The 11,754-nt window shown below is 32.1% G+C and carries 14 protein-coding genes; all 14 read right to left on the bottom strand.

The window, feature by feature from the left end; all coding sequences use genetic code 11:
- Nucleotides 1-33 precede the first annotated feature (33 nt).
- The gene (locus B0A58_RS06335; RefSeq protein WP_089080337.1) at nt 34-693 is read right to left on the bottom strand and encodes a hypothetical protein; all 660 of its coding nucleotides are present in this window, start codon (nt 691-693) and stop codon (nt 34-36) included.
- Between the two features lie 970 nt (nt 694-1,663).
- Nucleotides 1,664-2,260 carry a hypothetical protein gene (locus tag B0A58_RS06330; RefSeq protein WP_089080336.1) on the bottom strand — a complete coding sequence of 199 codons (597 nt, stop codon included), beginning with the start codon at nt 2,258-2,260 and terminating at the stop codon, nt 1,664-1,666.
- On the bottom strand, nt 2,250-2,720 hold the full coding sequence (locus B0A58_RS06325) for an RNA polymerase sigma factor (RefSeq protein WP_089080335.1): 471 nt from the start codon (nt 2,718-2,720) through the stop codon (nt 2,250-2,252). Before B0A58_RS06325 ends, B0A58_RS06330 begins: the two co-directional genes overlap by 11 nt.
- A 1-nt stretch (nt 2,721) precedes the next feature.
- The gene (locus B0A58_RS06320; RefSeq protein ID WP_089080334.1) at nt 2,722-3,573 is read right to left on the bottom strand and encodes an alpha/beta fold hydrolase; all 852 of its coding nucleotides are present in this window, start codon (nt 3,571-3,573) and stop codon (nt 2,722-2,724) included.
- 853 nt (nt 3,574-4,426) lie between these two features.
- Entirely contained in the window at nt 4,427-5,650 is a 1,224-nt protein-coding gene (locus tag B0A58_RS06315) for a BaiN/RdsA family NAD(P)/FAD-dependent oxidoreductase (protein ID WP_089080333.1), read from the bottom strand.
- Nucleotides 5,651-5,857: 207 nt separating this feature from the next.
- The gene (locus B0A58_RS06310; RefSeq protein ID WP_089080332.1) at nt 5,858-6,535 is read right to left on the bottom strand and encodes a glycerophosphodiester phosphodiesterase; all 678 of its coding nucleotides are present in this window, start codon (nt 6,533-6,535) and stop codon (nt 5,858-5,860) included.
- A gap of 4 nt (nt 6,536-6,539) precedes the next feature.
- A complete protein-coding gene (locus B0A58_RS16790) occupies nt 6,540-6,683 on the bottom strand; it encodes a hypothetical protein (protein ID WP_243389456.1) in 144 nt (47 codons plus the stop codon).
- 73 nt (nt 6,684-6,756) lie between these two features.
- Nucleotides 6,757-7,299 carry a DUF420 domain-containing protein gene (locus B0A58_RS06300; protein ID WP_089080330.1) on the bottom strand — a complete coding sequence of 181 codons (543 nt, stop codon included), beginning with the start codon at nt 7,297-7,299 and terminating at the stop codon, nt 6,757-6,759.
- The gene (locus tag B0A58_RS06295; RefSeq protein ID WP_089080340.1) at nt 7,299-7,982 is read right to left on the bottom strand and encodes an SCO family protein; all 684 of its coding nucleotides are present in this window, start codon (nt 7,980-7,982) and stop codon (nt 7,299-7,301) included. The genes B0A58_RS06300 and B0A58_RS06295 overlap by 1 nt, the downstream gene beginning before the upstream one ends.
- A complete protein-coding gene (locus B0A58_RS06290; RefSeq protein WP_089080329.1) occupies nt 7,969-8,625 on the bottom strand; it encodes a hypothetical protein in 657 nt (218 codons plus the stop codon). The genes B0A58_RS06295 and B0A58_RS06290 overlap by 14 nt, the downstream gene beginning before the upstream one ends.
- Nucleotides 8,626-8,850: 225 nt before the next feature.
- Nucleotides 8,851-9,201: a cytochrome C oxidase subunit IV family protein gene (locus B0A58_RS06285; protein WP_014084718.1), complete on the bottom strand. Its 351-nt coding sequence runs from the start codon at nt 9,199-9,201 to the stop codon at nt 8,851-8,853.
- A gap of 18 nt (nt 9,202-9,219) precedes the next feature.
- Complete coding sequence (locus B0A58_RS06280) at nt 9,220-10,194, bottom strand: cytochrome c oxidase subunit 3 (protein ID WP_089080328.1); 975 nt, start codon at nt 10,192-10,194, stop codon at nt 9,220-9,222.
- A gap of 42 nt (nt 10,195-10,236) precedes the next feature.
- Nucleotides 10,237-10,821, bottom strand: coding sequence for a cytochrome c oxidase subunit 3 (locus B0A58_RS06275; RefSeq protein ID WP_089080327.1), 585 nt, complete (start codon nt 10,819-10,821; stop codon nt 10,237-10,239).
- A 2-nt stretch (nt 10,822-10,823) separates the two neighbouring features.
- Complete coding sequence (gene cyoE, locus B0A58_RS06270) at nt 10,824-11,693, bottom strand: heme o synthase (RefSeq protein WP_050881346.1); 870 nt, start codon at nt 11,691-11,693, stop codon at nt 10,824-10,826.
- Nucleotides 11,694-11,754: the final 61 nt, after the last annotated feature.

The raw sequence follows: 11,754 nt of genomic DNA, 5'->3' as shown, positions 1-11,754 counted from the left end.
GCTCGGCTTGCAGATGCAATGAAAGGCTAGCTGTTAGGCACAGTTATTATATCGTAATATTAGTTCGTCAAAGTTAATTTTTTCAGTTTCTAAGTGTCCATTTATACCATTCTTCTTCATATAATTCCATTTTGCTTTCTTATCTATTTTTATTGGCTTAATTTTTTCACTTGAAGTATAGATTTGTTTGCCTAATAGTTTAAAAAAAGCGTCTTCGTAAATTTCAAAGTCTAGGCAAGGAAATTTTTTGTTTAGGTTGTATTCAGTGTCCCAAAGAAATAAGACTTCGTTTTCGTTAAGTTCAATAATATATAAATCGCTTTCGTCCTCATATTCTGGAGCAACAGCAATTCTTTTAGTTTTAATTTGCCAAGTATCAACGGTACCTTTGTCAATTAATGAATTGAGTTGAGACAGAAAGGTTTTATGTTTTTTGTTTGCTTTATAAATCTCGTACGGCATAAAGACAATAAATGAAAATGCAAAAACAGCAATTGTTCCAAAAAAGAAAGTCCAAAAACTATCTGGAATTAGCGTAGTAATATAAGTTAATCCTGCTCCTGCAACTCCTGCAATAATAAAGTGATAAACTTTAATTTTTCCGTTTGCTTCTTTATTCTTTTGAGTTTTTATTGTCCTTAAAAGTTGTAACTCGTCGGCATAAAAGTTTCTTGTTTTAAAAGCAATTTTCATAGTTTAAAAATGTCAGTTGTTATAATTGTGACTAATCGAGTCACGCAAGGGAATTTCACCCCTGCTTTCTCACGGAACCGTGCTTGAAAGTCTCCCTTCACACGGCTCTTCATAGTATTAAATCACACAAATATAATTATATTTATGGATATACCAATAACCAATGTAAAAATAAATTAGTTATTGGCTGTGATTTTGTTTCGTAATAATCAATCATCCCATTTCTGGTTGTTAATTGTTAGTAAAACTTACTAAGCCTAGCCCTTTGCTCCATTTCCATTACAGAAACTTCATCACTACTACGACTAGGTCTGCCCCCTATATCTCAACCACATCCTTTGTTGTCTGTTTCCTCTTGCGATTTGGCAGAACAATATAGAGTTCACTTGTTCCTTAAAACAGCCTATTGATGCGTCTTGCCAACTTAACCCCGGATGCCGTGTATTCAGTAATCAGGTTTCCAATACACTTGGTCATAGGTACAAACGTAACTACCTATTTTTGACATCGTCTTTTGCGCTTACGAGGCTTCATCATTGGTTCAGAGCTACGCTCGCCTCCTTCTAAATAATGTGTTTTTACACATTATTTCTCGGACATGTTCAACTCACATAAACATACCTACAGCAATCTTGTTGTCGTTTTTCTTTGTCGCTCACCACACCATAGTTTCCTAATAATGCAGCACAAAGTGGTTTACGGATTATTTTTTATTGTTTTTAGGTATCCGTGCATCCGCTTCGCTCAAGTGATAACTACTCCTGAAAGTCGTCATCGAGAGACCTACTCTCATCTGTTTTAAAGCATCAACAACTGCGTTGTTGTTCAAGTCACACACGTTTTGCAGCTTGCAGAAATGGCGGATTTAGAAGCACAAGTGTTCAATATAGTACTAATGTTTATTAGAAATCCGAATGTTCAGTTTAGCACTGAACCCGCCATTTTGCCAAGCTGCTGTTAGCGGATGCCCTTATTCTTTTTCGTTAAGTTGTTCGTTTAACATTTCAAATTTACCAATAATTTCGTCTAATTTAGATTGTTGTTTTTTAATTTGCTTTGGTCTTAAATAAAACCAATTAAATAGAATCCAAATTGAAGTAATCCCATAAACAAATATTCCCCAAAAAGCTGTCATTAGCTGTGTGTATTCGTACATATACAAGCCAATTCCTGTTGAAAGCAAAACAAAATATAAATTCAACATTGTAGTTTGCATATATTGTTGTTTTGCTTTAATGGCTATCAAGTTTTTCAAGTATTCACTATTACTTTGTGTATTAGTTGTTTTTCTGAAAAGTGCAAAACTTTGGTTGTATGCGATTACAAAAATTACCATTGCCAAAATAGTTAATATAATCCCTATTTTTGTTGTAATCATTTGTGGTTGATAGTACACCCAAATGAAAATAATAAATAAAGAGGTTATAATTAGTAAAAGGTTTGTTATGATTAATCTTTTTAAATTGGATTTTTTGAATTTATTTATTTTCGACAACAAATCTTCTTTGTTAGGCTCTCCTGTTTTTTGCTTTGCCCACAATTCGTTAAAATTTATATTACTGTTCATTTTCTTTAAATTTTTGAGTTAATTTTTCTTTTATTCTATGAATTTTCACTCTTATGTTGACTTCTGAAAGTCCAACAATAATGGCTATTTCGGATTGTTTTATATTTTCTAATTCTAGTGAAATAATGATACGGTCTGTTTCTGGCAATTCCGAAATACACTTATATAAAAATTGAATTTGAGGTTCAATATTTTCTTCTTTTTCTTGTTTCAAATTGATTGGCAATTCTGCTTTTAGGAAACGGTTTTGTTTTTCAATTTGTCGTAAGCATTTATTAGAAGCAATTCTAAAAATCCAAGTGCTAATATTAGCTTCATTTCTAAATTTTGGTAGTTGTTGCCAAACGATAATAAATGTTTCCTGTGCCATATCTTGTGCAAGGTCGTAGTCATTTATATAACCCATACACAAACGAAATATTTTTTGCCAATACGCTTTATATATATCTTCAAATACCATTTTATTTCGTTGTAATGAAATTATTCAACTGGCTAAAATACCATTCCTTGTCGTCATACATTATAAAATGCAGTCCTTTGTTGGAATATTGCAAGTTGGCTGTTTTTAAGTTTTTATATTGCTCTTCTATGGCAGGTTTTACATTTTTAAAATATTCCTCCAATAAAATCAAAGTAGGGCATTTAATATTCTTAATCTTTTCTCTCAAATCTGTGTTTGAAAAATCACAGTACATTTCAGCAAAAGTTTTTCTGTCTGATTTCATACTCCAACCTATTACCAATTCTCTTTTTGAGGTATCTGCAACAAGTTGTTGAATTGACATTTTTTGCATTTGGTAAAATTGTTCATTCGTTGCTGAACTAATCTGATTTAACATTGCTGAACAGTCTTGTTTTTCTACTGTTTTAAAAGTTGGATTCATCAAGGCAGGCAAACAAGGAAGTGCATCTACAACAATAATTTTTTCAATGAGTTCTGGATAATCTGATGCAAGTGCCAAAGCCAAACCACCACCCATACTGTGTCCAATAATAATTGGCTTGTCAATTTTATTTTCTTTTATGTAACTGGCAATGCTGGTTTCCCAATTTTTAAATGACGAGTTTGGTTGTGGTTTTACTCCTGCAAAACCCACCATTGTTAATGTGTAACAAGTATAATCTTTCTCAAACTTTGTTTTTGTTTCGTTCCAAACTTCGCCTGAACAGGAAAATCCTGGAATGAAAATCATTGATTTACTACCTTGTCCGCTTTTAACTACCTCAAAGGTATTTGTTTTGTTTTGTCCAAAAGTATTTACGCATAAAGCGATAAATAGGGGGAATATGATTGCACTTTTTAATCTGTTCATTTTACTATTATTTAATTGTTCGTCTTTTAGATACGAGATATTCTGAAATGTTACAGAACTTAAAAAAACAATTTCAAAATGTTTGAAGGTGTAAGTTTGGCGAGTGGTCTCAAAGGGTTTCCGCTAACTAGTAGATATACGAAAGTTATTGCGTTTTTAACATTCTATATCCACTTCACAAAAGTACAAACAAAAAAAAAATTTGCAACTTTTTTATAAAAAAGCCACATGAATAAATATTATCGTAAAACAAACGTATCATTACAACATATTTTTTTCAAAATTGTGCCAGCAGTTTGTTGCTGTATGTTCAGGGTTACTCTTGTGGAGTCTAACTGAAGGTCGCCTTTGAGCTATGGATGAAAGGTCGCTACATTTTTTGTAGGTCATCTTGTTTTTGAAAAAAAAGCTGCTTGAATAGGGTTTGTTAAAAATGGTTTGCTAACTTTAATTTATTTTAAATGTAAAATTTGCTTTTGCTTTTATCACTCGTATATCCACTACAAACATAAAACTATTTTTTTATTTCTGAAAACTATTTTTACATTTTTTTATGTTTTATATAAGTATTGCAAAAAAACTTAAAATAGTAATAGGGCTAATTGTAAGTCATACCAAAATAGTCCATGTTGTTTCTTCAACTTCCTAATGTCTTTTTGCGTTAGGGATAGTAGTGGAAATCCTTTTTTGTTTTTTCTTTAAAAACAAAAAAGATTATTTCACAATATTATATTTCTTTTGGAGTTCAATGTACGTTGTTTGAAACGAAAAGCCCGACCCTTGGGGAACGCACAAAAAAATATTGTATTACGATTTATTTTTCTAAAATAGGATTACATATCAGATAAAAAAATTATATGTATTCATTTACAATAGCACGTGCTACTACATGTCCTGTTGTCCAGGCATTTTGGAAATTGAATCCTCCTGTTACGGCATCTATATTTAAAATTTCACCCGCAAAATATAAGTTGGGGTGTAGCTTACTTTCCATTGTTTTGAAATTAATTTCTTTCAAATCTATGCCTCCAGCGGTTACAAATTCTTCTTTAAAGGTGCTTTTTCCATTGATTTGAAAGGTGCTTTGTAGTAATTGTGCTAGTAGTTGCTGCACTTGTGTTTTGGTACAATCGGCCCATTTTAAATCTGTTGGTATGGCTGCTGCTATAACTTTTTGTTCCCAAAGTCGATTGGGAATTTGAAAAGGGCTTTTTTTTGAAATGGCTTTTTTGGCATGATTTTTTTTGGTTTCTAATAAAATTTCAAAGGCTGTTGTAGTATCGGTATCGAATAGCCAATTGATAATGATTTCAAATTTATAATTTATTTCTGCTAAATAACGTGCTGCTATGGCCGAAAGTTTTAATATTGCTGGGCCACTCAAACCCCAGTGGGTAACTAACAAATCGCCTGCAACATGAAATTTTGTACCCTTGATTTGTATTGTTGCTTTGGTTGCTACGCCTGGTAGTGTTTGTATGCGTACATCTCGGGTGTTGAATGTAAATAACGATGGCACGGGTGGTATGATGGCATGGCCTTGGTTTTGAAGCATTTCCCAAATTTTTGGATTGCTTCCTGTGCATAAAACCAAAATGGGCGACCAAAATTGGGCTTGATGGGTTTCGATTTTCCAACCTTCTCGACTCTTAAAAATATGCTGAACACTGTGGTTTGTTAAAACTGTTATGGCATATTGTTGTGCTTGTTTTAAAAAACAATCGATAATGGTTTGTGCACTATTTGATTCTGGAAACATTCTGCCGTCGGGCTCTGTTTTAAGGGTAACTCCATGATTTTCAAACCATTCTACTGTATCTCCTGAACAAAATTGATGGAAGGGTCCTTTTAATTCTTTTTCGCCTCGTGGATAAAATTTGACCAACTCGTTGGGTTCAAAACAAGCGTGGGTTACATTGCATCGGCCTCCGCCAGATATGCGTACTTTTGATAATACCTCTTTACCTCTTTCTAAAATGGCTATTTTTATATGTGGTTGTTGTTCGGCAATATTGATAGCGGTAAAAAAACCAGAAGCTCCTCCCCCAACGATTATTACATCATATTGTTGATTCATTTTTTATTTGACGTATAAAATTTTAATATTTATTGTAAGCTTTATATTATTCAATATAAATATAAAATAGCCCAATCTTCTTACTCTTTCTAGCTAAAATGAGTCAAAACAAATAGTCCCGAAGCACAGCTATACAACGATTTTTTTGAACATTTTTTCTAAAAAATAACTACACATCTTGGGTCCATTTTATAAATACATTTGATATTAAATAATGTCTGGAAAATCGGATATGATACCAGAAACACCAATCTGTTTCATTTGATTGACCTCTTCTATATGATTCACTGTCCAAGCAATAACTTTAATATTTTTTTGTTGTATTGTAGCAACATTCTCTTGGTTTAATAAATGATAATAGGGATGCAAATTTTCGGCTTTTATAAATTTTGCAAAATGAAAAGCAAGGTCTAAATTGGTTTCTGTTAAAATGCCAATTGGAATTTGATGGTTTTCAAAACGCAATTGTTGCAATAATTGCCAATTGAAACTTGAGAGGAGTAAATTTTTGTATGAAATAACTTGTTTTTTTATTTTTTTATTTAACAAATATAGCAATACATCTACCCCATCGTCTGCTTTTAGTTCAATATTCAACAAAGTAGTAGTTCCAAAATGAGTGAGTACTTGTTCTAAACTTGGAATTGGGTGCTGGTTATTGATGCGAAGCGATTGGATTTCTTTAAACAAAAAATCTTTAACCAGTCCACTACCATTTGTTGTGCGGTCCACACTTTCGTCGTGCATGACTACCAAAACATTGTCTTTAGTCAATTGAACATCCAATTCTATACCGTTTGCCCCCAAAAGCAAAGCTTTTTGAAAAGATACTAGTGTATTTTCGGGTTCATAACCCTTTGCTCCACGATGACCCAATTTTAGCATGTATTTACTTTTTTTGGTACATTTTGTAAATAATGTATGCCAATCCTGCGGCCAATAGATATGGAATTACCATCAAATAAACAATGCCGTCGTTTACGGCTTGTGCTTTTATATTGTTGCCATTACTTTCCAAAGACGCTCTACACATAGCACACTGAGAGTAAGCATAATAGGGCATCAATACCAAAAAAAAGGCCAATATATATTTTGTATAAAAACGCTTAGTTGGCATAATAAGGAGCAATCATCAAATAAACAATAACACCTGTTACAGCAACATATAACCAAATTGGAAAAGTTATTTTAGCAATTTTTTTATGTTTATCAAATTTTTCTGATAATACTCTAACATAAGTAATTAAAACCAAAGGTATTACAGCATTAGACAATATAATATGTGTAATTAAAATAAAATAATAAACATATTTTATGAAACCTTGTCCACCAAATTTTGTTGAATCTGAAGTTAAATGATAGGCTACATACATTGCAAGAAAGGATACAGATAAAGCAATGGCCACTTTCATTAACAATTGATGTTGTGCCACGTTACCCTTTTTAATAGCCCCTACGGCCGCTATTAATACCACAGCAGTTATGCCATTGATGGTTGCATAAATGGGTGGTAAAAACGACAGTGGTGCAACTTGGATACCAAAATCTTTTAACTTTACTGTAAAAAGTAGGGCCACTACGAGCGGTATGGCAACCGAAAGTAAAATTACCCATTTGTTGTACTTTTGTTCTACATTTTTTTGTTCCATTACTCTTCTAATAATAAATTAATGTCTTGCATAATTGCTTTTATTCCTTCTTTTTCCAACCCATCATAATAGCCAATTGGGTTTCCGTATCCATCTTTTCTACATCTTATTTGACCTTTTTTATCAATTAATGCAAAAAGTCCAGAATGTTCAAAACCTCCATTGACATTGATATTTTCGCCTGCAAAAATATTAAATCCTTTGTTAGCAATACCATAAATATACTCTTTTTTTCCAGTTAAAAATTGCCAATTTTTAGACACAACTCCTATTTTTTGAGCATGTGTTTTCAATACTGCAGGGGTATCATTTTCTGGATTGATGGTAATAGAAGCTATGGCAAAATTGGGGTTTCCAAAAAATTTTTTTTCAATATCCAACATATTTTTATTCATTTTAGGACAAATAGAAGGGCATGTTGTAAAGAAAAATTCAACCACATATACCTTTCCTAAAAAATATTGATTTGAAATTGGCTGGTTATCTTGATTGAGCAATTCAAACTGGGGTGCTGGTCCTAACACTATCAAATCGCTGTTTTTTTTATTGGATTCTATTAAATCCAAATCATTGCCTTTTACAACATTACCAAGTTTTACTCTTTCAACTATTTTTGGAACTACTATAATTCCAAAAACTAAAACGATAAAAGCTATTCCTATAAATGATTTATTTTTTAACATTTTCAATGTCTTTTAGTTTGTTATGATTTTTTTTTAGAGCCAAACGGTACTCTGCCAAAATGATCTTGACATCGTCCACCATATTGTTATGCAAATCTGAAGGCGATTTGGTATCATACCCTTCTTTGTAATCTTTTTTATCTTTTCTGCCTCTTATATTTAATTTTTTATCTACTATAAAAACAAAATCAGAAGATTTATTGCTATCTAATTTATTTTTTAATTTCAATTTTGAATAAAATGTCTCTATTTCATTTGACGGTGCAAATATAAAATGCCAGCTCGAAATAGAACCCAATTTTGCTATTTTTTTTATAAACTCTTGTGTTGCCTCTTGGCTTCCATCGGGACAAACGATAACACATTGAAAATCATGAAATGCTTCGTATCTACGGTAAATTTGTTCTATTAAATTAAAGTACTGACCTTGTTTGGACAACGGTTGGTTTCCTAAAAAAGTAAGTAGCGTGATTTTATTATCAAATGTTGCAGGTTTTCCATCCAAGGTTTTCCATGTATTAATGTTGGGAATGTTTTTTGTAATTATGGGAAGTTTGCCAAAGCTATTGATACCAGAAGCAAAAAACAAATAAGCCACAATTGGCAAGACAAAAAGCACAAATAAAACGATATTTTTTTTCATTAGGAGTTGGTTTATTTATTTCTAGTTTCAATACTACTTGATAATTTTATTTGAAGTATTGATGATAAATGTAATACATAAAATAATATAGTCTATTTAAATAATTTTTTATTTACAAATAAAAATTATTGTTTAGTACAAAACAATAAACAATTGATTGCAATTCAATGCAAAGGTAAAAAAAAAGGCACGCATAGCGTACCTTTAAAAATATATTATTTTATATTAGAAATTCCATTTGATTGTTGAATTTTTGAATACTTCAAATATATAATTGGCTTCTATTAAATAAAGTGCAACAATATAAATTACTAAAAATACAACTGGTGCCACTACTGCCCATCTGAAACTTGATTTTTCGCCTTCCATGTGCATAAAAGCCCATACGATATAATATGCTTTTACCAAAGTAAGGATGATGAAAATCCAGTTTAAAATATTAACATGAAAAAGATTATTCATATATAGTGCATCAGGTTTTGCAAGACCTAGAGCAACTTCAAAAATTGTAATTGCAGACAAGTAAATAAATACTGTCCATATTCTTTTAGTGTTTGATTCGTGTGCGTGAGACATAAAATTAAATTTAAATAATTAAACTAAATAGAAGAAAGTGAAAACAAATACCCAAACCAAATCAACAAAGTGCCAATAAAGTCCCACTTTTTCGATCATTTCATAACTTCTTCTTTTTTCGTAAGTTCCTAATAATACATTAAAGAAAATAATGATGTTAATTAAAACTCCTGTAAATACGTGGAATCCGTGGAATCCTGTAATAAAGAAGAAGAAATTAGCAAACAATCTTTGTCCGTATTCGTTGTGTTGTAAATTGGCACCTTCTACTACATTTACAGCATTGGCCAACATTTTTTCAGATTCTGCACGAGATAAAATGGTTTTCTTCTTCTCAGAAGTAATTTTTTCGGTACGAACTAATAATTCAGGGTGCGATTTGAAAGCGGCTTTTACTTCGGCAACAGAAAATGTTGGCAATGAAGCCTCTTCCATAAACCATTTGGCTTTGTTTCTAGTTAATTGTTCTCTATCTTCTGGTAATTGAGTTACAAATTTATCCAAAGCAACACGATGTCCGTCTTTGTTTACAAATTGTAAAATACTTCCACCTTGTGTTTCTACTGCACCATAACTACCGTGTATAAAATTTTTCCATTCCCAAGCTTGAGAACCTAAGAAAATTAATCCACCAATGATTGTCAAAAACATATATGTGGCTACTTTTCCTTTTTTCAATTGATGTCCAGCATCAACGGCTAATACCATAGTTACCGAAGAAAAAATCAAAATAAATGTCATTAACGCTACATAGAGCATGGGCAAATCTTGTCCGTGCATAAACGGAAAGTGATTGAATACCTCATCAGCAAGAGGCCAAGTTTCAATAAATTTGAATCGTGAAAAACCGTAAGCGGCTAAAAACCCAGAAAAGGTTAAAGCATCTGATACGATAAAAAACCACATCATCATTTTACCATAGCTTGCACCTAGTGGTTCTCCTTCTGTCCAAGCATTTTCGTTTGTAATTCCAGTTGTTACTGTATGTTCCATATTGATTATCTGTTAAAAAGTTCCCAAATTTACAATTTTTTATTATTTATTTAAAAATAAAAATAAAAATAAATATATCCAAAGGATATCTAAGAAATGCCAAAACATTGCACCTAGCTCAATACCAAGGGTTTGCGAAGCATTATACTTTTGTTTAAAATGTTTATAAATTATGATTAATAGTGCCATTAGCCCTCCAAATAGGTGTGCCAAGTGTGTTACGGTTACAATATACAAAAACGTTGTAGTAATGGAACTTTGTGGTCCTGTAAAATAATGTCCCGCAGCTATTATTTGCCCAAATCCTATGAATTGCAAATAAACAAATATTAGACCTAATACTAATGTGAGTAATAAATAATTAGTTGTGGCTTTTCTATCGTTTTTTTGAATGCTTTTTTTAGCCAAATGAAAGGTCAAGCTGCTTATAATGATAACCAATGTACTCCAAAAGAAGGCCGTTGGAAATTCAAAATCTTTCAACCAATCTTCTCTTGATTTACTAACAACATAAGCACTTGTAAGTCCAGCAAAAACCATTACCATGCTTACCATAGAAACCCACAACAATAATTTATAAGATCTGTCGGTACGAGCTTTATGCTCTTCAAAAGTCATTTGTTCCATAATTATCTTAAAAATTTATCTATTATATATATGATTTGCAAAACTGTGATGTAACCTACACTTGCTAACATCAATCTTTTGGCGGCTTGAGAGGTTTTTAATTGAAATAATCTTACTGCAAAATAAAGCATTGATAATCCTAATAATAATACCAATAGTGCCGAAAATGGTTTGATGTACAATTTTCCGGTGTAGCCACTCATGGGCAACAACGATGCAATAATGAGCCAAATGGTGTATAAAAGCGTTTGGGTAGCAGTAGCTTTGTCTTTTTTGCCAGAAGGCAGCATAAAAAAACCTGCTTTTGCATAATCGTCATATAAAAACCAGCCTATGGCCCAAAAATGAGGGAACTGCCAAAAAAATTGTATTAAGAATAACGTTCCTGCCTCTATACCAAAACTTCCTGATGCGGCAACCCACCCCAGCATAAAAGGGATAGCACCTGGAAAAGCCCCTACAAAAACAGATAAGGGTGTTATTGTTTTTAAGGGTGTATATAAACATGTATATAAAAATATAGAAATTGCTCCAAACATTGCTGTTTTAGCATTGATGTTGTAAAGTAAAACTATACCAATAATAGTTAAAAGTGTAGCTATCATCAAGGCCGTATTGACACTCATTCTGCCTGCGGGTATGGGTCTGTTTTTGGTTCTATCCATCAAGGCATCTAAATCTTTTTCGATAACTTGATTATAGGCATTTGAAGCACCTACCATGCAGTAGCCCCCAATCATTAATAAAAATAGTACAGACCAACTGAAAGGATATTTTGTGCTAACACCCAACAAATATCCTGCAATTGATGAAAACAAAACGCTTATGGCCAGTCCAGCTTTGGTAATGGCTTTCAAATCGTTGAGCATCATTTTGAATGATATGGTTTGTAAAGTGTCCAATGATTAAGTGTTTTCTCTTTTTTAAAATTTG

Source organism: Flavobacterium branchiophilum NBRC 15030 = ATCC 35035, assembly GCF_002217205.1.
Classification (GTDB): Bacteria; Bacteroidota; Bacteroidia; order Flavobacteriales; family Flavobacteriaceae; genus Flavobacterium; species Flavobacterium branchiophilum.
The sequence above is the reverse complement of the archived record's forward strand: the minus strand, read 5'-3'. Positions and strand labels throughout refer to the sequence as shown.

Excerpts from the sequence above, each read along its gene's own strand:
- B0A58_RS06290 (WP_089080329.1), bottom strand. The coding sequence starts at position 8,625 with ATGAAAAAAAATATCGTTTTATTTGTGCTTTTTGTCTTGCCAATTGTG.
- B0A58_RS06320 (WP_089080334.1), bottom strand. The coding sequence starts at position 3,573 with ATGAACAGATTAAAAAGTGCAATCATATTCCCCCTATTTATCGCTTTA.
- cyoE (WP_050881346.1), bottom strand. The coding sequence starts at position 11,693 with ATGATGCTCAACGATTTGAAAGCCATTACCAAAGCTGGACTGGCCATA.
- B0A58_RS16790 (WP_243389456.1), bottom strand. The coding sequence starts at position 6,683 with ATGTGTAGAGCGTCTTTGGAAAGTAATGGCAACAATATAAAAGCACAA.
- B0A58_RS06315 (WP_089080333.1), bottom strand. The coding sequence starts at position 5,650 with ATGAATCAACAATATGATGTAATAATCGTTGGGGGAGGAGCTTCTGGT.
- B0A58_RS06330 (WP_089080336.1), bottom strand. The coding sequence starts at position 2,260 with ATGAACAGTAATATAAATTTTAACGAATTGTGGGCAAAGCAAAAAACA.
- B0A58_RS06275 (WP_089080327.1), bottom strand. The coding sequence starts at position 10,821 with ATGGAACAAATGACTTTTGAAGAGCATAAAGCTCGTACCGACAGATCT.
- B0A58_RS06280 (WP_089080328.1), bottom strand. The coding sequence starts at position 10,194 with ATGGAACATACAGTAACAACTGGAATTACAAACGAAAATGCTTGGACA.
- B0A58_RS06295 (WP_089080340.1), bottom strand. The coding sequence starts at position 7,982 with ATGTTAAAAAATAAATCATTTATAGGAATAGCTTTTATCGTTTTAGTT.
- B0A58_RS06300 (WP_089080330.1), bottom strand. The coding sequence starts at position 7,299 with ATGGAACAAAAAAATGTAGAACAAAAGTACAACAAATGGGTAATTTTA.
- B0A58_RS06310 (WP_089080332.1), bottom strand. The coding sequence starts at position 6,535 with ATGCTAAAATTGGGTCATCGTGGAGCAAAGGGTTATGAACCCGAAAAT.
- B0A58_RS06335 (WP_089080337.1), bottom strand. The coding sequence starts at position 693 with ATGAAAATTGCTTTTAAAACAAGAAACTTTTATGCCGACGAGTTACAA.
- B0A58_RS06325 (WP_089080335.1), bottom strand. The coding sequence starts at position 2,720 with ATGGTATTTGAAGATATATATAAAGCGTATTGGCAAAAAATATTTCGT.
- B0A58_RS06285 (WP_014084718.1), bottom strand. The coding sequence starts at position 9,201 with ATGTCTCACGCACACGAATCAAACACTAAAAGAATATGGACAGTATTT.